The organism is Lentilactobacillus curieae, from assembly GCF_000785105.2.
Classification (GTDB): Bacteria; Bacillota; Bacilli; order Lactobacillales; family Lactobacillaceae; genus Lentilactobacillus; species Lentilactobacillus curieae.
Genome location: NZ_CP018906.1, coordinates 1,991,357 through 2,010,353 on the forward strand (window position 1 = coordinate 1,991,357; position 18,997 = coordinate 2,010,353).

25 protein-coding genes are annotated in these 18,997 nt (G+C 38.0%); 3 read left to right on the plus strand and 22 right to left on the minus strand.

Features of this window, described 5'->3' with window-relative positions; all coding sequences use genetic code 11:
* Positions 1-10: 10 nt before the first annotated feature.
* Together PL11_RS09655 and PL11_RS09660 are read right to left on the minus strand one after the other, a co-directional pair.
* Entirely contained in the window at positions 11-235 is a 225-nt protein-coding gene (locus PL11_RS09655) for a YneF family protein (protein WP_035167001.1), read from the minus strand.
* Positions 236-331: 96 nt separating this feature from the next.
* Positions 332-580: a DUF896 domain-containing protein gene (locus tag PL11_RS09660; RefSeq protein ID WP_035167667.1), complete on the minus strand. Its 249-nt coding sequence runs from the start codon at positions 578-580 to the stop codon at positions 332-334.
* Between the two features lie 148 nt (positions 581-728).
* Between PL11_RS09660 and lexA the strand changes: the two genes are divergently transcribed.
* Positions 729-1,355, plus strand: a complete 627-nt coding sequence (gene lexA, locus PL11_RS09665; RefSeq protein WP_035167000.1) for a transcriptional repressor LexA — start codon at positions 729-731, stop codon at positions 1,353-1,355.
* Positions 1,356-1,415: 60 nt separating this feature from the next.
* On the opposite strand, the gene PL11_RS09670 is transcribed toward lexA, so the two are convergent.
* Complete coding sequence (locus tag PL11_RS09670) at positions 1,416-2,588, minus strand: hydroxymethylglutaryl-CoA synthase (RefSeq protein WP_035166999.1); 1,173 nt, start codon at positions 2,586-2,588, stop codon at positions 1,416-1,418.
* A gap of 75 nt (positions 2,589-2,663) precedes the next feature.
* Positions 2,664-2,915 carry a hypothetical protein gene (locus PL11_RS09675; RefSeq protein ID WP_035166998.1) on the minus strand — a complete coding sequence of 84 codons (252 nt, stop codon included), beginning with the start codon at positions 2,913-2,915 and terminating at the stop codon, positions 2,664-2,666.
* Between the two features lie 115 nt (positions 2,916-3,030).
* On the opposite strand from PL11_RS09675, the gene PL11_RS09680 reads away from it, so the two are divergent.
* A complete protein-coding gene (locus PL11_RS09680) occupies positions 3,031-3,219 on the plus strand; it encodes a PspC domain-containing protein (protein ID WP_035166997.1) in 189 nt (62 codons plus the stop codon).
* A gap of 13 nt (positions 3,220-3,232) precedes the next feature.
* On the opposite strand, the gene PL11_RS09685 is transcribed toward PL11_RS09680, so the two are convergent.
* The 16 genes from PL11_RS09685 to ccpA form a co-directional block, all read right to left on the minus strand.
* Positions 3,233-3,871: a TIGR01906 family membrane protein gene (locus tag PL11_RS09685; RefSeq protein ID WP_035166996.1), complete on the minus strand. Its 639-nt coding sequence runs from the start codon at positions 3,869-3,871 to the stop codon at positions 3,233-3,235.
* A 1-nt stretch (position 3,872) separates the two neighbouring features.
* Positions 3,873-4,646 carry a TIGR01457 family HAD-type hydrolase gene (locus tag PL11_RS09690; RefSeq protein ID WP_191982109.1) on the minus strand — a complete coding sequence of 258 codons (774 nt, stop codon included), beginning with the start codon at positions 4,644-4,646 and terminating at the stop codon, positions 3,873-3,875.
* A 4-nt stretch (positions 4,647-4,650) separates the two neighbouring features.
* Positions 4,651-5,247, minus strand: coding sequence for a YutD family protein (locus PL11_RS09695; RefSeq protein WP_035166994.1), 597 nt, complete (start codon positions 5,245-5,247; stop codon positions 4,651-4,653).
* 11 nt (positions 5,248-5,258) lie between these two features.
* Positions 5,259-6,650: a bifunctional metallophosphatase/5'-nucleotidase gene (locus PL11_RS09700; protein WP_035166992.1), complete on the minus strand. Its 1,392-nt coding sequence runs from the start codon at positions 6,648-6,650 to the stop codon at positions 5,259-5,261.
* Positions 6,651-6,656: 6 nt separating this feature from the next.
* Entirely contained in the window at positions 6,657-7,265 is a 609-nt protein-coding gene (locus PL11_RS09705) for a metallophosphoesterase (RefSeq protein ID WP_035166991.1), read from the minus strand.
* A gap of 152 nt (positions 7,266-7,417) precedes the next feature.
* The gene (locus PL11_RS09710) at positions 7,418-8,797 is read right to left on the minus strand and encodes an amino acid permease (RefSeq protein ID WP_035166990.1); all 1,380 of its coding nucleotides are present in this window, start codon (positions 8,795-8,797) and stop codon (positions 7,418-7,420) included.
* A 122-nt stretch (positions 8,798-8,919) separates the two neighbouring features.
* Positions 8,920-10,110, minus strand: a complete 1,191-nt coding sequence (locus PL11_RS09715; protein ID WP_035166989.1) for an acetate/propionate family kinase — start codon at positions 10,108-10,110, stop codon at positions 8,920-8,922.
* Positions 10,111-10,130: 20 nt separating this feature from the next.
* Entirely contained in the window at positions 10,131-11,216 is a 1,086-nt protein-coding gene (locus tag PL11_RS09720) for a class I SAM-dependent methyltransferase (RefSeq protein ID WP_335621937.1), read from the minus strand.
* Positions 11,217-11,359: 143 nt separating this feature from the next.
* Entirely contained in the window at positions 11,360-11,800 is a 441-nt protein-coding gene (locus PL11_RS09725) for a competence type IV pilus minor pilin ComGF (RefSeq protein WP_191982066.1), read from the minus strand.
* The gene (locus PL11_RS10395; RefSeq protein WP_052127782.1) at positions 11,760-11,957 is read right to left on the minus strand and encodes a hypothetical protein; all 198 of its coding nucleotides are present in this window, start codon (positions 11,955-11,957) and stop codon (positions 11,760-11,762) included. Before PL11_RS10395 ends, PL11_RS09725 begins: the two co-directional genes overlap by 41 nt.
* Entirely contained in the window at positions 11,941-12,402 is a 462-nt protein-coding gene (locus PL11_RS09730) for a type II secretion system protein (RefSeq protein WP_152639015.1), read from the minus strand. Before PL11_RS09730 ends, PL11_RS10395 begins: the two co-directional genes overlap by 17 nt.
* The gene (gene comGC, locus PL11_RS09735; protein ID WP_035166983.1) at positions 12,362-12,691 is read right to left on the minus strand and encodes a competence type IV pilus major pilin ComGC; all 330 of its coding nucleotides are present in this window, start codon (positions 12,689-12,691) and stop codon (positions 12,362-12,364) included. The genes PL11_RS09730 and comGC overlap by 41 nt, the downstream gene beginning before the upstream one ends.
* Before the next feature lies 1 nt (position 12,692).
* Positions 12,693-13,715 carry a type II secretion system F family protein gene (locus PL11_RS09740; protein WP_035166982.1) on the minus strand — a complete coding sequence of 341 codons (1,023 nt, stop codon included), beginning with the start codon at positions 13,713-13,715 and terminating at the stop codon, positions 12,693-12,695.
* Positions 13,672-14,613 carry a competence type IV pilus ATPase ComGA gene (gene comGA / locus PL11_RS09745; RefSeq protein ID WP_237047494.1) on the minus strand — a complete coding sequence of 314 codons (942 nt, stop codon included), beginning with the start codon at positions 14,611-14,613 and terminating at the stop codon, positions 13,672-13,674. Before comGA ends, PL11_RS09740 begins: the two co-directional genes overlap by 44 nt.
* A 99-nt stretch (positions 14,614-14,712) precedes the next feature.
* On the minus strand, positions 14,713-15,450 hold the full coding sequence (locus PL11_RS09750) for a YebC/PmpR family DNA-binding transcriptional regulator (protein WP_035166980.1): 738 nt from the start codon (positions 15,448-15,450) through the stop codon (positions 14,713-14,715).
* 215 nt (positions 15,451-15,665) lie between these two features.
* Positions 15,666-16,667, minus strand: coding sequence for a catabolite control protein A (gene ccpA, locus PL11_RS09755; RefSeq protein ID WP_035166979.1), 1,002 nt, complete (start codon positions 16,665-16,667; stop codon positions 15,666-15,668).
* A 210-nt stretch (positions 16,668-16,877) separates the two neighbouring features.
* Between ccpA and PL11_RS09760 the strand changes: the two genes are divergently transcribed.
* Positions 16,878-17,975 carry a M24 family metallopeptidase gene (locus PL11_RS09760; protein WP_035166978.1) on the plus strand — a complete coding sequence of 366 codons (1,098 nt, stop codon included), beginning with the start codon at positions 16,878-16,880 and terminating at the stop codon, positions 17,973-17,975.
* A gap of 66 nt (positions 17,976-18,041) precedes the next feature.
* Here PL11_RS09760 and PL11_RS10400 read toward each other — a convergent pair whose 3' ends face one another.
* Positions 18,042-18,449, minus strand: a complete 408-nt coding sequence (locus tag PL11_RS10400) for a YtxH domain-containing protein (protein WP_052127780.1) — start codon at positions 18,447-18,449, stop codon at positions 18,042-18,044.
* A 12-nt stretch (positions 18,450-18,461) separates the two neighbouring features.
* Complete coding sequence (locus tag PL11_RS09770; protein ID WP_035166977.1) at positions 18,462-18,875, minus strand: DUF948 domain-containing protein; 414 nt, start codon at positions 18,873-18,875, stop codon at positions 18,462-18,464.
* Positions 18,876-18,997: the final 122 nt, after the last annotated feature.

An 18,997-nucleotide genomic window follows, 5' to 3' on the forward strand; every position in this document is an offset into this window, starting at 1 on the left:
CATCTCGCTTTTATTTTTTATTACTCTGTGACTTCATTGAATTCATCATTTGATGAAGTTTCTTTTGAGATGGTTTTTGTCCCATTTGAAGCATCATTTGTCTCAATTGATCTTCGCTGAATGGAGGGTTTTCTTTGAGGTATTTCTCCATGTAACGACGAGAAATGAAAAAACCACCAAACAGGCCACCAATTAACGCAACGATTACAATTAGAATCCACAACCAAGTTGCCATGTTTCGGCCTCCTTATTTACATATCGATAATAATTTTACACAAGATTGTTGAAAATATAAAGATAAATCGGGATAAAAACGAATATAATCTTTAGATCAGTCGTCACGTAAATTCTTTTTGCGTTGAATTTTACGAACCTTTTCTGGGGTAACTTCCTTGCCATCATTGTCGTAAACTTTCATCATTTCAATCTGACGCCTAAAGTTTTCCTTGAAACGAGTTACATATTTTTTACGTAAGTCGGCTTGTTCAACCTTCTCAACTTCAGTCAAGCCAGCCCCTTTAGCCTTTTTAGCGAGTTCGTTAATTCTAGGAACAATTTTCTTTAATACTTCGTCTTCAATTTCTTCGACAGGATGTTTCTTTTGATTATCTTTAGTCAACTTAATTCCTCCATATTTTTATAGCTTTCCAAATGCGAACATGTGTTTGAAAGCCAGCATAGTTTATGTTACGATTATTATAATAATAAAGAACGATGAGGTGTCTTCGATGAAAGCAACCCAAAGCAAACAAATAGAAATTTTACATTACATATGGGAAAAAGTAAACGAACACGGTTATCCACCTACAGTTCGTGAAATTGGTGAAGCAGTAAACCTTTCATCAACTTCTACAGTTCATGGCCATATTGCTAGGTTAGAGCGTAAAGGTTATATTGTCAAAGACCCATCAAAACCCCGCGCGCTAGAAGTAACTGCTTCAGGTATGGAAGTGTTGGGCATCACTCCCAACCAAAAGCAAATTCCTGTATTAGGAACTGTGACAGCCGGTGAGCCAATTTTGGCTGTCGAGGAAGCCACCGACTACTTCCCATTGCCATCTTCTCTAGCTAATTCTGATCAACCACTGTTCATGTTACAAATTCGTGGTGAAAGTATGATTAACGCCGGTATTTTAAATGGGGACTATGTGATTGTAAAGAAGCAGGCTTCAGCCGAAAATGGTGACATTGTCATCGCCATGACTGACGAAAACGAAGCCACTTGTAAACGTTTCTTCAAGGAAAGCGACCATTTTAGATTACAACCTGAAAATGACACCATGGCGCCAATCATCTTAACTCGGGTAAGTATCCTTGGTAAGGTTGTCAGCTTATTCAGATCAGAAATATATTAATCCAAAAACCATTATAAAAACAAAATTCAGTTGATTTCAAATTGCAATCAACTGAATTTTTTATTTGTCCTCACCAGTCACTTGGTCTAAATAAATCAACTTATCCTTTGCTCTGCCTTTCAATACGAACCTAGAATCATCATCTGAATAATTAATGCTTAGATCAGCCGTTTCTTTTAAGCCGGACCGATACATCTGTTCATATTCTGTAATTGTTAATCGCTTTCTACGATTAATTTGTTGGTCAACTGATTGTTTAAGCAATTTACGGTCGAATTCTCCAAGAACACCGGAATAAAACTCACCTTGGGCACCTGAACCATAGCTGAATAAGCCAATATTAGCACCAGCTGGAATCGTTTTTGAATTCGCGATAAGTGAAATTAGGCTGAGGTACAAAGAACCAGTGTATAAGTTTCCAACAAGAGAGTTATACAATTTCGAATGGTTGAACTCAACCCACAGGGGATTATTTTCCTCCTCTTGTGGTACAACCGTTCTTAATGCTTTTACTCCCATCTTCGGATATGGCAGATGGAAAACTAGAGCATCAAAATCCGTCACCTGTTTATTATATCTATCAAGATACTGATTAAACGTCCGGTTGAAAAAGTCCACGTAGACATCGTTAGAATAATGGCCATCGACCCGAGCCTCTTTTGTATAATTTGGTCTCCAAAAGTCCATGATGTTTTTTGAGTAAAAGGCGCTCTTGCCATCTAACGCAAGGACGGTTGGATTACTAGACAAAAGCATTGCAACTGCTCCGCCACCCTGAGTCACCTCTCCAGGAGTTTCCAAACCATAGCGGGCAATATCCGCACCGATAACCAAAACTTTTCTGTCAGGATTCAAAGCTAGGTAATTGATTCCCATCTGAATTCCTGCAGTCCCACCATAACAGGCTTGCTTAACTTCGAACGCTCTTGCATAGTCAGATATACCTAAAAGTGACTGCAAGTACATCGAAGCTGCTTTCGAATTATCAATTCCAGTTTCGGTACCAAAAATAATCATATCAATTGTTTTTTTATCTTCCTCAGTTAGAATCGTTTCTGCAGCATTTGCTGCCATTGAAACTACATCCTGTGAAGGTGGAATCACTGATTGCTGCTTTTGCCCAATTCCAATCAAAAACTTATTTGGGTCCTGATTTCTTGCTTCCGCTAAATCGACCATGTCGATATAGTAAGGAGCAGTGTAAAAACCAATTTTTTCAATTCCGACACTCATAATAATCCTCCAAAAAATAAAACTATGGTGACACAGTATCTGTCATCATAGCTTTTTAACGTATGTACCCTTAAATTACATCTTAATCTTAATTTGGTACTGTTCTTTTCCGCTCATTGATTCAATGATCATACCATCGCTGAATGCCCCAGAATAAACAAAGCCTTCATGAGCCCGGCCAGTTGAGATGAATGTCCATTGAACGGCCATGGAGTTACTACCTAAAATCGAACCAGAAATGCGTACTCCTGATAATTGACCAGTACTACCATCAGATAATTCAACTTCTTGATTTCCTAAATTTCCGTCTACATATAAAGTTAACATGTGATCTCCTACCAATCATTTTCTATTTCAAAATATATCATAAGATATGAATAATTGCCATAATCCTTGATACGACTTAAACTTAAGTTATAAAATTCCTTGGGAGGGACTAATAATGAAAATTGATATTCACCGCTCAAAAGATGACAAACTCTTGGCTGGAGTGATCGGTGGACTTAGCGATCACTTTGAATGGAACTCAACCTTAGTGAGAGTTTTGTTTGTTATCTTGGCCATTACCCCGATGTTTCCCGGAATTATAATTTACCTTGTACTTTGGATTCTAATGAAAGATCCCGAATAATAATTTGACGCCATTATGGCGTCTTTTTTATTGCCCTTTTTGCCCAGAAATACCAACCTCCTAAAACCAAGAAGAACAATGTAAAAAACAGCAAGAAGAATTGCAAAAACAAAGTATCAGGCAACATATTAATTACTGGATCAACAGCTGGATCAAATATCCAGTCTTCATTTCTAAATAACACTTCATGAAACCAGATGAACACCTGATCAAAGCTAACTGCCATCATGGCAACAATCATTAGTGAAACGGTAACGATAATCTTAATTGGGCTTAACAACAACCACTGCAGACCTGTTCGCTTTAACCATCTAACGCATTGGACAACAAATGGAATTGAAATGATGAACACCAAATTATTAAACATCACAAGGTGCCTAACATCTCGAAAATGTAATAACCCACCCTTTGAACTTCTAAAGTACTTAAACCCAATTTGTGATTTAAAGGGGTTTTCAAGATAGTTTATAATTCTCAAATATTCCTGGTGCATTTGGTTAAACGACAATCCGGTCAACTTTCCCAGGTGTTGAAAATGAGCATTGATACTAAACAGCCACACACTGTTGATTGTCAAAAAAATGGCCAATGAGATTGAGAATAATCCGACAACCAAAGCTACTTGCCACTGCCGTACGGTTAGTCTTCCCATCTTAAAGCTTCCAATCGTCTAAAGACTCAATTTCGTGAGTTGGTTGAATTGCTTCCTTTGCAACTTCATCTCTTGTTGAAAGTCCTGAATATACCAAAAGCGTATCAACATTTGCGTTAATTCCAGCTTTGATATCGGTATTGTAATTATCACCGACCATAATCACATCTTCACGCTGTAACCCAATTTTTTTTAAGGCACTGTTTAAAATCATTGCGTTAGGCTTTCCAATCATAATCGGTTCTTGTTGAGATGCATGCTCAACAAAGTTCACTACGGTCCCAGCTCCAGGAAGCATTCCCCGCTCCTTTGGAATGTTTGTATCAGGGTTCGTTCCAATAAAAACAGAACCATTTCTAACTGCTAAAACAGCTTCTGTTAATTTTTCGTATGTTAAATCGGAATCAAGTCCCACAACAACGTAGTTAGGATCAACATTATCCAAATGAAATCCCTTAGCAAGAATGGCTTGATACAACCCCATCTCACCAACGATATACACAGATGTCTTTGAAGGATCACCCGCATCTTCGGCAATATAATCTGCTGTTGCCATCCCCGACGTATAAACATTATCTTCCGTTACATGAATGTCATGGTTTTGCGCTAAATCAGCCACAACATCACGTGGTAATTTTGTTGAGTTATTAGTCACGAAGAGGAACGGAATTGACTGTGCCTGTAAATTTTCGATAAATCGCTTGGCAGCAGGAATTCTTTTTTTTCCAGCATAAACAGTTCCGTCTAAATCAATAAAATATCCCTTGTACTTCATCATGTTAATCTCCTGCGTTATCTTTGTTTTCTTTAATTACAAAACGGTGCTTATGCTGTGATTTCTTTTCCTGACTAACGGTAACGTTCTTACGCTTGGACAAGGGTGGCTTTGTCTTTGTGACCTTTTGCTTAACATAACCGCCCTTTTGTGGATTTCGTTTTCGGCTATTGTTGTTATTATTTCTTCTCCGTCGGCGAGTATTGTGACGCTCACCATTATTGTTTCGTCTAGTAATTGGGCGGGCCTCTAAATTATGCACAACAAAATATTTAGCACCAAAATTAACTAACTCTAATATATAGTCAGGAATTTGTTCTGCAAACGGACCCTTTACCTCTGAGCGATCATTTTCAAAAAAGCCCTTCAGTCTAAGCTGATCATAGCTATAATCACCAACAATGTAATCATATTGGCTTAAGGCAGGATTATAACGATTACGAAAATCTTCAAACTCAAAGCCTGACACAAATTGAGGATCAATTTCATATTTGTGATCATTAACTGTAAATTCCGTTTCACTTTGGCGAATAATTTTCGCCATTGGCGATTGCTGCTCATTTTTCTCGGCTAACAATTCATCTAAAACACTTTTTTCCAAATGCTCACCTCCTAAATTTTAGTTAATGGGTAGTTCTTTGCCAAATAATCTCCAAATACATCTCGTAAACTTTGATCATATAGTATTTCGTTGTTCCCAATAATATCTAACGTTGGGAAAAATGGAATAAATAAATAATGATCCGGCATTGCCACCTCATAAGTTTTTAGCGGAGAAACCGGCTCTTCGCGGAATAGTAGTTGACCACTATTTTCGTCAAACCTCAAGCCACCATAGTGCAACAAGCCGAAGTACTTACCTCGAAAGCCCATTCCCTTTTGAGGAAATTTAACTAAGAAGTTACGGTTTTTTTGCATTTCTTGAACCAGTCTCCACAAATTATAACCATCCAACGTGACTTTCATTACGTGCATTGAATGAGGTAGCATCTTATGCAACTGGTTTCGATCGACGATTCCAGCTGGCAAATTAGTTAAAAACAAACCCGAATTCAAAATTGCTGCTTGTGTCCCAGCTTTTTGCATCAAAGCATGGAGGCCTTCATTAACTAACCTCGAGTGGCCAACCAGATTAGTGGTCATTTCAGCCGGAATCCTTGCTAGCTTATTTTTGGCCAACAGTTGTTCGCCGCGCGTCTCATATCCTTCAATTTCAGCCTTATCAGATTGCTCCTCTTTTAAATCAGTTGTCTTGATAACTTTAGCTTTTTTATTGACAACTTTATGATCATCTAAATCTAGGGTAATTTCACCAACATAATGCTCCCACTTTTCGGCTGCCGCTAAAATCGACTGATTGACAATCTCACCGTGTAACAACAAATGGTGAGTGTGGGAACCAATTATCACTGTTAACTCTGGAAATTTTCTGGCTAAAATTCGATCTTGGTTAATTCCTAAATGACTAAGGAGTACTACTAAATCGTACTCCCCACGACGCTTGGCCAAGAGTTTAGGAATAACAGTTTCTGGATTGATTGGTTGCCATCCCAAAATTGGGTAAGTTAGCGTATATGGAGCAGTCATTCCTAAAATTAGTACTCGGGTTCCGCCCTTAGTAGTAACAATCTTATCAGGATGTGCCCACTTTGGATACGTGTTATTTTTGTCGTCCAATATATTACCCAGTACAACGTCAAAATTAGCATCTGAATACAATTCATCCAGTTGAGCGTGGGTGTTAGTTAAGCCCTCATTATTGCCAATTGTCACTGCATCATAGCCAATTTGATTTAGTAGTTCAACATTAGCTCTTCCGTTTGTAACCTCTGTCAAAGGATGTGCCCTATCTAACGCATCTCCTAGATCAACGGTAATCACTGAACTTTGCCGCTCATTGGATAATATCTCACGTTCAGACAATAAAAATCTTCTAATTTTTGGCCAATTTTCAAAGTGTGAATGGAGGTCATTGGTATGCAAGATAGTTAATTTTTCCTTCATCACCGATTACCTCCTCTTCGCGAAATCAATTGCTTTTTGTTCCACCATTTTTTCAACCTGAGCTGACGACAATGGGGTTCCAAATGGAATCTTTTCATCAAGATAATCAGTCTCCGGGGTGTCGACACCAACGTTAATGTTCTCTTTGATAGGCACAGCATAGTGATGAATATGCCCATGCAAATTAATTATTTGTTTTACAATTCCCATCATCATTGGATAGTGCGTCAAGTAATACTGGCGATGATTCATCTTTATCAATGCCCCTACATCATGAAATTCAAATTTCATTCCACTGCCAGCAGGATGATTATTTTTTTCAAGATACTTGAATAAATCTCGAGCATCATGGTTTCCCTTAATTAAAACTAAACGTCCATTAAGAGAGTCCAAAACTTCAAAAATTTGTTCATAAGCAGCTTTTGCAGGGCGAGTATGCAACATTGCAATATCACCAAGATGATAGACAATATCATTCTCATCCACCACTTGGTTCCAATTATTGATAATGGTTTCATTCATATCTTCAACAGTCAAAAATGGTCTGGGAGCAAACTCACTGACTCCTAATAAACGATCATGAAAAAAATGCGTATCAGCAGTAAAGTATTGCATTTTATCGTCTCCCGTACTTATTCATACAATATATGATACCACCTGGCTTATGGGCTGTAAGCTAAAATGCGTATCTACATCACACATTTATAAAAACCTAAAAATAAGGTACAGGAGTAATGTGCACTCTCTTGTACCTTACAAAAATAGTATTAGTTTACTTCCTCTTTAACCTTATCAGAAAATCCTTTGAAGAAATAAAGCGCCAATAACCAAACAATTGAACCAATTAGCGCAATTAGCGTGTCAGTCTTGAAGATTAAAACAACACCAACAAAAGCAAGGAAAGCCAACACGAAGTAGTCAGAAAATGGAAATAGTGGCATCTTAAACTTCAAGTGATGGTCTGCTTCCTTATTTTTAATTTCTTTACGGTACTTAAGGTGAGCTACCACAATCGAACCCCAAACAAATAAGAAACAAGTCGTTGCCACACTGGAAATAAAACTAAATACATTTCCTGGCATGAAGATACTAATAATCACGACCAATGCTATAACTAACGTTGAGAACATAATCGCATTGACTGGAATTTGTCTCCGTGAGAGACTCCCCACCTTTTTACCAAACTTTGATTTACTTTCAAACGTAAGCGAAAATAGCATCCGCCCAGTTGTAAAAATCGAACTGTTACAAGCAGACAAAGCAGCCGTTAACACAACAAAGTTAATGATCATTGCTGCTGAATTGATTCCAATTCCTGAGAACACTTGCACAAATGGGCTGCTTGTTGGAGATACGTGTCTCCAAGGAAAAATGCTCATCAACGCAAGCAGTGAACCTACATAAAATAAAATTACCCGAGTTGGCACTTCATTAATACTCTTAGGAATAGTTATTTCTGGATCTTTTGTTTCAGAAGCAGTCATTCCAATCATTTCAATTCCGGCAAAACTAAACAATACCATTTGGAAAGATAGCAGGAAACCGGAAATATGATTAGCAAAAATTCCACCTTCAACAACATTACTAAGCTCTGCATGTCCGTATGGTGTCTTATAGTGCATCAAGACTAGTACGATTCCCACAAGAATTAGTGCTATGATGGCAATTATTTTAATAATCGCGAACCAAAACTCAGTTTCACCGAACGCCGAAACAGCAAAGATGTTAACCAAAAACAGAACCATAAGGATGACTAAGCCAGTAACCCATACGGGAATCTTTGGAAACCAAAACTGGACATACAGCCCAGAGGCCGTCACTTCGGCCATCGCAATTGCGACCCAACAGGTCCAATACGTCCAGCCAATTACAAATCCGGCACGTTCTCCGAGATATTTTTTTATAAAATGAACAAACGAATTACTGTCTACATCTGACAATAACAACTCGCCTAATGCGCGCATTAACAAAAAACACGCAATCCCCGCAATCATATATGCAAGCACGATTGATGGCCCTGCCAAATGAATCGATTGGCCAGCACCAAGAAACAATCCAGTTCCAATCGTGCCACCCAGGGCAATCAATTGAACATGGCGATTTTTCAATCCTCGGGACAGCTGTTCCTCTTCACCTTTAGATTGCACAAATCCACCTCCGAAATTTTATAAACTATTTTAAAAAGTTATCCATAACATTGTATCATTTATTTTTACAGGATAACAAAAAAACCGCGAGAACTTCTCACGGTTTTTTAATCTTTTATAAATTATTTACGAAGTCTTTCGATATCGCGCACAATCATTAACTCTTCATCAGTTGGTATCAACAATGTTTTAACCGTTGATCCTTCTGCACTCAAGTCACGTTCAACTCCACGAATATCGTTCTTTTCTGGATCAACTTTAATTCCGAAGTATGAAAGCTTATCAGTTACTTCTTGTCTTAATGTAATACTGTTTTCACCAATACCAGCGGTGAATACTAATGCATCAATTCCACCCATTTCAGCAACGTAACTACCAATGTAACGAACTACACGGTTCATGAAGATATCACGAGCTAAGTGAGCACGGTGATTTTCTGTCTGAGCTTCTTCGACTTCACGCATATCTGCAGAAACTCCAGAAATACCGATCAATCCTGATTTATGATTTAAGATATCAATCATATCGTCCATGTTGTCGATACCATCTTTTTCCATTACGTATTGGAGAACTGAAGGATCAACATCACCTGAACGAGTTGCCATGGTAATACCAGCAACTGGCGAGAAGCCCATTGAGGTATCAAATGATTTACCATCTTTAACAGCGTCGATTGAAGCACCGGCACCAAGGTGCAAGATAACCAATTTAAGGTCTTCTAATGGTTTGCCAAGCATATCTGCTGCCCGTTGAGATACGTAACGGTAACTGGTACCATGGGCACCATATTTTCTAGCTTTGTACTTTTCATAGTATTCATATGGCAAACTGTACATGTAGTTTACTTCTGGTAATGATGTATGGAATGAAGTATCAAAGACTGCAATACTTATAGCATCGGGAAGAATTTTTTTGAATGCCTTAATTCCAAGAACGTTTGCAGGTTCATGAAGGGGAGCAAATTCCTTTAGTGATTCGATTTTCTTAAGATTTTCGTCATCAACTACAACTGAATCTGTAAAGAATTCGCCACCAGCAACAACCCGGTGACCAACCCCAGTGATTTCATGAAAATCATTAATAATCTTTAGACTGATCAACTTATCAAGCAATAATTTAATTGCTTCATCATGATCCTTAATGTCTAGATTATCCTTGTATTTTTCGCCATCGCCGTACTTGATTTCAACATCTGAGCTACCAAGGCCAATTCTTTCAATGGCACCCATTGAAAGAAGTTTTTCACTTGGCATTTCAAAAAGTTTGAACTTTAATGTAGAACTTCCTGCATTAATTGCAATCGATTTTCCCATAACAGTATTACTCCTCAATTTTATTTATCCAGGTAGTTTTTCCGCCAGTCGTCAATTTCTGTAAGGAACCCTTGTACTCCCTTAGCATCTTTGAACGACGGAAATTCACCCAACATGACTGGCTCAGCTTGCTTGGCACTGCCACCAACTTTTTGCAAAATTAAAACTGACTTTTGAGCAGCTTCGTTAGCAAATAAGTCTTTTGGTAAGTTTAACAATCCTTGCAAATACACTTTGCCCTGCATCCATTTTAGCAAAGATTTAGCTTCTTCGGACTTAAAAATTGCAGATGGAACCAGAAAAATTCCAAATCCGCCATCATTTAAGTGATTAGCTGCCATTTCTAAAAACAAGTGATGCACGTAAGAATGACCTTTTTGAGCTCTGGTTTTAAAATTCTTGACGTTATCATCAACTGGATAATATCCAATTGGCAAATCAGAAATCACTAAATCAACCTTAGGCACCATGACGTCAACAATTGCGTCTTCATGATATAACTCGGCTTGAATCTGTTGAAGTTCAAACGATGCTGCGGCAATCTCAAACATCGCATCATCATTCTCAAGCCCATATGGATGAACCTGGGCACCAATATTATCTGAAAGACTGTTGGTCACCGTAGTTAGCAGGTTTCCTGTTCCCATCGCGGGATCGAGGATGCTGACATTTTTTTGTTTTTCAAACAATCCAGAAGCAATGTAGCTAACCACATCACCAATTGTGTCAGGTGTTAACTGATAGTTTGCTGGCAACTGGTCCTCTTTGGAAGCTTTTAGGACCATCATCTGCAGTGCCTTGCGTAGCGTCTCCGGCTCGTACTCAATCTCATCAAAAGTACTGATTGCCGTTTGAATTTTGTCGGCATCGGAATCAGTTAAACCGCCACCCTCTGGAGTGCCTTCCAAGATGTCATTTAAAACCTCAATTAAAGCGTCAATCCAGGAAGAATCTCGAGCTTGTTTAACAACTTCTGTAGCAGTATTGAATACATTGAAGATCTGTTCAATCTGTGTATTACTCAGCTTGCTCAGCTCCTTTTCACATGTGTTAGTACTGTTAAATACTACCAGAAAAGGGGTACCAAATTCAAGAATGATAGTAATTCACAAACTATTTATGGGACTTATAAGTTCTTATTAACTGATTAACATTACCGTGTTGTTGATAAAATGAATTACTTTTGATAATCAGACAAAAAGTAATCAATGTCGCAAACAAAATGGCTACCACTGTCAAATATCCGTGGTTATCCCGAACCGCTGATAATTTTTGCATGATATGTTTCCCCATTCTGATACCTCACCTCAAAATTAATTTGCTTATATTTTCGCCAGAATCTAATGGCAGACACCCTTTCAATTAGCGGGACATAGCCATTCTCATAACCAGTTAAAATCACATTATCTTTGTATTTCATTAATCGATATTTCTTATGGGTTTTAGGACTGGACATTTTAAGTTCATCATTACTAATTCCATCCACTTTAAACGAAAACTTCTCTCCTTCAATCAAGCTAACACATCGATAAAAGGTAACTTGCTGATAATTTTCAGGTCGCCTAACCGCATCAAGGCTAAGCACCATTAAATCAAAAGCCATTAGTATTATGACCATGCTAACAATTGATTCAATAAGTACAAAGCCACTATTTTTTTGACTGTTTCGAATAACTTGTTTGATTTTCATACTGATACCTAGCCTGTTGCAGTCGAATGTGGTCATACTTGTCCTGTTCATGTAATTGATGTTGAAGTCCAAAGTATAAAATACTGAACATTGTAATTATGGTGATGCCGATCAAAGAATCAATCAGCGTGAACCCTTGTCTATTCTTCTTTTTCAACAACAAACCCTCCCCAACCTAACTGGATTTTTTGTTTATACTTAACGTTGCCGTCCTGATTCAACCATTGAATTGTTTGTGGACTAACGAATCCGGCATCAGTAATATATATTGTTTTTGAATTAGCTAGGTGAATTGTTTCTGGAACATTAAGCGTAAAGTTACGAGCTTCGTCACCATAGTCAATGAACTTTAAATGCCCATCTTCAACTGTAATCTGCGTCTTTCTGTGCATTAATAACGAGCTATTCTGAGCCTTTCTAAAGCAGCGTTCATATTCGTCAAAAAAAGCTTTTTCTTGAATTCTATTTTGCCTGATTCCGCTTATCATGGTAACGGTTAGTCCTAAAATCATCGCCGCAATTAATAACCCAATAATGCTTTCAACAACTGTAAACCCAGACTTACTTGACTGCTTGAGAATCTTTAATTTTAATTCCATCATCGTTTGCTTCTTTTAACTGCTTATTGGTTAAATAACCTTTGTTGTGTAGCTCTGCCAAAGTTACGTGCTTTGCTTTAGGAAATTCGCTGTAATAAGCATCAACTTGTGATTGAACTACTGAAACCATTGCATTTGAATGGATTCCCTGAGCATGCTTACGTTGATTTGAAAGATTAGGAATAATTATCAGAATCAGTAATGAAATGATAAACAGAACAATTGTCATTTCAATCAGCGTAAATCCCCGCCTCTCAACCATTAGTTTCTTTTTAATTTTGGACTTATTCATATCAATATATCTCCTTTAATGATCCGTAAATTGGCATCAAGATTTGAAAGTAAGCTGCCACAATTGCTAATCCAATCACACAGAATAAAATTGGCTGAATACAGCCAATTAGCCTATCAATTCGATTAGAAAACGTCTGAAACATTTTTTGTGAATACGCCAAAAGTGATTGTGCGATTTCATCTGTAGTGCCACCACTGTTCAAGAATTTAATCATCTCTTTAGGTACGAAATCATAGTTTTTTGCCACAATTACAATATCGGTTCCAGATTTTAATTCACGGTTTAATGAGCCTCCCAAGTTGTACAACAACGAGTGATGATCAAACGTTTTCAACAATTCAATGATTTCTTTGATTGGCAATCCGTTTCTCAACAATACCGCTAGGTTGCTGGCTAAGTAATAAGATAGATAGCTTCGAACGACTTTCCCAATAACCGGAAGTTTACTTAATGCTGAAAAGCGGTTAATCACTGACAAACCTGTCCAATAAAACCAACCAAAATAACCAACCACACCAATCAAGAAAACACCTAAAAACAACAAATACGGTGTTTGATTATGGTGATTATTTGCAACGTAGATTCCAGAGATGTTAGGTAATATATACAACTTAATGGTAACCACTAATATCACAATCATCGCCATCAAAAAAACGGGATAAGTTAAAAGTCCCTGGATTTTTTTCATTTGAGTTTGTCTGATGTCAAAAAAAGCTCCTAACTCACTTAACGTGCGTCCAAGTTGACCATGTTTTTCTGCAACCAAAATCTGGTGATAAGTTTCAGAATCAATAAACTCCCTAATACTGACAGAAAATCCTGCCCCAGTTTCCATTTTTTGATTTATTTTTGTCACTGAATTTGTGAGTTTAGGTTCAGTCTCGCAAATGTATGATAGTGCGTGATTTAACGAAAAACCGGTACTGATTAAATCCCCTATCGTTTTAAAAAAGACCGTTTTATCAGCTGCGGACCACTTATCCGTACCAATGCTCTTCAGCTTCAGCAATGGATACTTCATCCTCTGCAACCCCCTTCTGTAAATACTGTTGCCAAGTCGACCAGTCATAATTTTCGTGATTCAGTTCTTCATATGAATGACCGACAATAATTCCTTTTTGACTACCCGAGTTTGTATTCAACAATCTTTGGTACACAATTCCTGTCAGTGCCTGTTCTAAATATCCTGATTCAATACCAAGGTTTAGTAACCGTTGAATCACCCCCGTTGGGCTTTGAGCATGAACCGTTGTCAATACCAGGTGTCCTGATAAAGCGGCCTGAACGGCTGCGTTCGCAGTCTCAAAATCACGAATTTCGCCAATTATGAACACATCTGGTCGGTGGCGTAATCCGACCTTTATCAATTCCATATAAGAGAGTCCTGCATCATTATTGACCTGCAACTGCAAAAAATCATTTTGGTAGACCTCTACAGGATCTTCAATTGCCATAACAATTTGCTGTTTAGAGAAACTAGATGCCAATTGGTAAATAGTTGTTGTCTTCCCCGAACCAGTTGGTCCCGGAAAAACTATCAATCCACGCATTTGGCATAACCGGCTTACTTTTTCGTATTCCTCGGTATTGACAAACTTTGCAGGAGTTGTTTGCCAGTCATAAATAAGTCTAATCACCAAAGATTCGTGGCTGTGAACATCCCCAACAGTTGAAATTCTAAGTGATAACTTTTTGTTTTCCTCATGCCATGACAACCGGCCAGCTTGAGGGCGCCTTCGCTCACTAATTGACATTTCGGCCGCGTACTTACAATAGTTAATTACTTGATTTGCATTCTGCATATTTAGGGTTAAGTAGCCGTCTAAGCCTTTCGTACCTCTAAATAACACTTGGTAACTATCTTCTCGCCACATAAAGTAGATATCAGAAGTCTTGGATTCAATTGCTTTAGTTATCATTTGGTTAAAGAACACCTTTGCATCCATTTTTTTCACCTCGTAAAAACTAAATACGCAAAAAAAGCCAACCTTTTTCAAGGTTGGCTTTAAATATTTATTTTATTCTTCTGATTCAGGCAAAACAGCTGCTTCGTAGACGTCTTGAACATCATCATTATCTTCAAGTTCATCAATTAAGCCAGTGTATTGAGAAATCTTTTCTGCTGGAACTTCAGTAGTCGTTTCAGGGAACAAACGAACTTCTGCAGTATCAAGTGAATAGCCCTTTTCTTGAAGTGCATCACGTGCACTCGCCAAAGATTGTGAATCTGTGAAGATTTGGAACATTTCGTCACTAGTCTTCATGTCATCAGCTCCGGCATCTAAGGCATCCATTAACATAGTATCTTCATCTGTGTCTAAACCATCACGAAGGATTTCAATAATACCTTTACGATCAAACATATAAGACACTGAACCACTAGCTCCAAGAGAACCACCGTGGTGGGTGAAAGCAGAACGAACTGCTGCTGCAGTTCTGTTCTTGTTATCAGTTAATGCGGAAACCATGATAGCAGTACCACCAGGGCCGTATCCTTCATAAGTGATTTCTTCGAACTTAGCTCCACCAACACCTGAGGCCTTATCGATAGCACGTTGAACGTTATCTTTAGGCATGTTAGCTGCGCGGGCCTTATCCATTACCAAACGAAGTTGTGGGTTATTGTCTGGATCAGGATCACCTGCTTTAGCGGCTTGGTACAAGTCACGTGATATTTTTTGGAAAATTTTTCCACGTTTAGCATCTTGAGCGTTTTTACGGCCTTGGATGTTATGCCATTTTGAATGTCCTGACATATCAAATACAACTCTTTTCCTTATTAATTTGGTTATCGTTTACATACTCGTTTATTCTATCAAACTAAAGGCACTGTTTCAAGGTCAGCAAATTCATGAATGCTTGGGCACATTGCAAGGGCTTTAGTTATGGATCATAAAGCTAGCCTTATATAATAAGGGCTGGCATTTCAGTAATATTTTCAAATAAACTATCTGTATGAAACAGCATCACATTATTTTGTTGATTCACGCTTCATCAAACCATAAGGCAAGAGAACGTTCTTTTCATCAATTGGCTCACTATTCATAAGTTTTGTAAGCAAACGCATTGCCACGGCACCAATATCATAAAGTGGCTGGGTGATTGATGACATCTTTGGCCTAATCATCTCAGTTAATTTTGTATCATTACTAGTAATAACCTCAAAATCAGCTGGTACACTTACACCTGCATCAGTCATACCGTTAACAATTCCAGCGGCCAACTCATCATCTGTAACCATTGCTGCAGTCGCCTTAGCAGAAACTAATGCTGGTTGCAAAAGGGTTCCAGTTTTATAGGAATTATCAGTTTCAAATACCAATTTATCATCAAATGAGATTCCGGCATTCTTAAGCGCTTGTTTGTATCCCTTTAAGCGGTACTTACTGTTAATTGGTTGGTCAAGCGGACCACAAACGAAGGCAACTCGCTTATTACCACGGTCGATCAGATTCTTAACTTCTTCCTGAACTGCGGCTGCATAGTCGATGTTGACACTAGGTTTAACTTGCTCATCATCAATTGAACCAGCTAACACAATTGGCGTCTTGGTTCTTCTGAACTCTTCACGCAAATCATCAGTAATGTTATTACCCATAAAAATAATTCCATCAACTTGTTTCGACAATAATGTGTTCAGTACGGTAATTTCTTTTTCACCGTTTGAATCTGAATTGGTTAAAATAATGTTGTATTTGTACATACTAGCAACATCATCAATTCCTCGAGCTAATGCTGAGAAATAAAGGTTGGTAACATCAGGTACAATTACACCAACAGTAGTAGTTTTCTTGCTTGCAAGTCCACGTGCAACGGCGTTAGGACGGTAATCAAGTTTATCAATTACATCCAAAACTTTTTTTCGAGTAGCTGGCTTTACGTTATTGTTCCCATTAACAACACGAGAAACCGTCGCCATTGACACATTGGCTTCACGAGCAACATCATAAATCGTCACAGTTTGTTTATCCATAAGTGATAGCCCTTTCTTTGAAGACACAATATGTTTTCATCAGTTTTCAAAACATACTCCAATATAACAAAAAAAACGCATCATCGCAATTTGAAAACGTTTTCATATCAAATGATAAACTATCGCTATTCACTTTTCAAGAAAAACGCTAATTATTAGCTAATTTATGTATGATATACTGAAATTACTATATATAAAGAGGTGCTTTGATTGAATAAAGTAGAAAAAATTCAAAAATGGCTTTCTGACAACCAAAATGATGTTGCACTGATTACTGACCCTAAAACCATTCAGTATTTAACCGGTTTTTACAGTGATCCCGTTGAACGCGTTTTGATGATGGTCGTGTTCAAAGATAGTGAACCATTTATCTTTGGCCCTGCACTAGAATCTGAAGCAATTAAGGATACAGGCTTTTCAGGCCATGTGTATGGTTACTTAGACCATGAAAATCCATGGAAAATGATTGCTGACCAGATTAATAGTAGAAAACCAAGTGGCAACCGCTACGCAATCGAAAAAACTGCCTTGACAGTCGATCGATTCGAAAATCTAAAACAAGTCCTACCAAACGCAGATTTTGAAACTAATCTCACCCCTTTCATTGAACAAATGAGGCTGATCAAGTCTGCTGATGAGATTGAAAAACTAAACATTGCTGGTAAATGGGCTGACTTTGCATTTAAAGTTGGCTTTGAAGCAGTTAAAAAAGGTGTTCCAGAATCAGCAGTTGCTGCTGAACTAGAATATGCTTTAAAGAAAAAAGGAATCATGGAGATGAGTTTTGATACCCTAATTCAAGCTGGTCCCCACGCTGCCGAACCACACGGAGCTACTGCTGGAAATCTAATCCAAGACAATCAACTCGTACTGTTTGATTTAGGAACTGTCTGGGAAGGTTACATTAGTGACGCTTCAAGAACAGTGGCAGTTGGTAAACCAGACGACAAATCAATGGATATTTATAAAGTCTGTTTAGAAGCTCAACTCACTGCTCAAGAAGCTGCTAAACCCGGAATTACAGCAGCCGAACTTGATAAAATTGCTAGAGATGTGATTGATAAAGCCGGCTATGGAGAGTACTTCATCCACCGTCTTGGCCATGGAATGGGAATGAGTGAACACGAATTTCCATCAATCATGGAAGGAAATGATATGGTTCTCGAACCTGGAATGTGCTTCTCAATTGAACCTGGAATTTATATTCCAAACGTTGCTGGTGTTCGTATCGAAGATTGTGTTCACATTACCGATGACGGTTGTGAACCATTTACCCACACAACTAAAGATCTACAATACGTTGATTAATCAATAAATAAAAAGAGTTAGAAACCAATTGGTTTCTAACTCTTTTTTTATTAAGTATGTTTTAGCTTATTTAAACTCTTCGCTAGTTCCATCTGGATGGATAAGTAATGTTGGTGCAGCTGAAGCAGTTTCGCCACCAAAGGCTTCATCTGGAGTCACGACAATGTCTACATCATCCTTCTGTGTAGCATCCCCACTACTATTTTTTGCCTTACTATTCTTAAATGAATCAACAGTTGATTTAGCTTTATCAGAAGTTTGTTTCATTTGATCAGAAATTACTTCCTTAGCATCATTGATAGCATCCTCTGCGTAGAAGGCGTAGTCAACAGCACGTTCCTTCAAATCATCTGCACGATCCCTCAACTCTTGTTTGAGCTGGTTTCGTTTGTTTTCATCAAGTTTTTGGTAAGCTGCATAAATCCCGGCTCCTAACAAACCGGCAAATAATCCCCCTGCAAGTTTCTTGCCCATTAATATCAACTCCTACTCTGTTTTCTTATTTTTTCTGTGATTTCTAAATGAACTCCAGGCTGCTTTTGAGACTGCCCCAGCAACTCCAGCTTTACTACCTGACTTACCTGAATCTTTAACCCGCTTTGTTAAGTTCTTAGTTGCTTCATTAAGCTCAGAAACACTTTCCCCTAAATCAGCTGCTGCTTGAAATACAGGAGTGGTAATGTTCAACTTATGATCAATATCATTAACCAAACTATTTGAAGTTGCCATTATTTTGTCAGTTTGCTTTGCAATAACATCAACATTGCTAGTAACTGAGCGAATGGTCAAGTTGATTTCTGAAATCGTCCTGGAAATTTTCAATAAGAACAGTCCGATAAAGATAACTAATAGTAAAAATGCACATGCGGCAATTAGCCCCGCAATTTGACCTGCTGTCATAATTCTTCCTCCTTGTGCAACAATTTACTTTTAGAATAGCATTAGGCCGCTAAAATAACAATGAAATTGTCCTAATTCAGCTTTGCAATAAGTCAGGCGTTTGTTACGATAGTGTTAAATAA

Excerpts from the sequence above, each read along its gene's own strand:
- PL11_RS09700 (WP_035166992.1), bottom strand. The coding sequence starts at position 6,650 with ATGAAGGAAAAATTAACTATCTTGCATACCAATGACCTCCATTCACAC.
- comGC (WP_035166983.1), bottom strand. The coding sequence starts at position 12,691 with ATGAATAAGTCCAAAATTAAAAAGAAACTAATGGTTGAGAGGCGGGGA.
- PL11_RS09725 (WP_191982066.1), bottom strand. The coding sequence starts at position 11,800 with ATGAAAATCAAACAAGTTATTCGAAACAGTCAAAAAAATAGTGGCTTT.
- PL11_RS10400 (WP_052127780.1), bottom strand. The coding sequence starts at position 18,449 with ATGGGCAAGAAACTTGCAGGGGGATTATTTGCCGGTTTGTTAGGAGCC.
- PL11_RS09670 (WP_035166999.1), bottom strand. The coding sequence starts at position 2,588 with ATGAGTGTCGGAATTGAAAAAATTGGTTTTTACACTGCTCCTTACTAT.
- ccpA (WP_035166979.1), bottom strand. The coding sequence starts at position 16,667 with ATGGATAAACAAACTGTGACGATTTATGATGTTGCTCGTGAAGCCAAT.
- PL11_RS09740 (WP_035166982.1), bottom strand. The coding sequence starts at position 13,715 with ATGAAGTATCCATTGCTGAAGCTGAAGAGCATTGGTACGGATAAGTGG.
- PL11_RS09770 (WP_035166977.1), bottom strand. The coding sequence starts at position 18,875 with ATGACAGCAGGTCAAATTGCGGGGCTAATTGCCGCATGTGCATTTTTA.
- PL11_RS09685 (WP_035166996.1), bottom strand. The coding sequence starts at position 3,871 with ATGGGAAGACTAACCGTACGGCAGTGGCAAGTAGCTTTGGTTGTCGGA.
- PL11_RS09715 (WP_035166989.1), bottom strand. The coding sequence starts at position 10,110 with ATGGGAAAATCGATTGCAATTAATGCAGGAAGTTCTACATTAAAGTTC.
- PL11_RS09680 (WP_035166997.1), top strand. The coding sequence starts at position 3,031 with ATGAAAATTGATATTCACCGCTCAAAAGATGACAAACTCTTGGCTGGA.
- PL11_RS09655 (WP_035167001.1), bottom strand. The coding sequence starts at position 235 with ATGGCAACTTGGTTGTGGATTCTAATTGTAATCGTTGCGTTAATTGGT.
- PL11_RS09750 (WP_035166980.1), bottom strand. The coding sequence starts at position 15,450 with ATGTCAGGACATTCAAAATGGCATAACATCCAAGGCCGTAAAAACGCT.
- PL11_RS09690 (WP_191982109.1), bottom strand. The coding sequence starts at position 4,646 with ATGAAGTACAAGGGATATTTTATTGATTTAGACGGAACTGTTTATGCT.
- lexA (WP_035167000.1), top strand. The coding sequence starts at position 729 with ATGAAAGCAACCCAAAGCAAACAAATAGAAATTTTACATTACATATGG.
- PL11_RS09675 (WP_035166998.1), bottom strand. The coding sequence starts at position 2,915 with ATGTTAACTTTATATGTAGACGGAAATTTAGGAAATCAAGAAGTTGAA.
- PL11_RS09730 (WP_152639015.1), bottom strand. The coding sequence starts at position 12,402 with ATGATGGAATTAAAATTAAAGATTCTCAAGCAGTCAAGTAAGTCTGGG.
- comGA (WP_237047494.1), bottom strand. The coding sequence starts at position 14,613 with ATGATAACTAAAGCAATTGAATCCAAGACTTCTGATATCTACTTTATG.
- PL11_RS09705 (WP_035166991.1), bottom strand. The coding sequence starts at position 7,265 with ATGCAATACTTTACTGCTGATACGCATTTTTTTCATGATCGTTTATTA.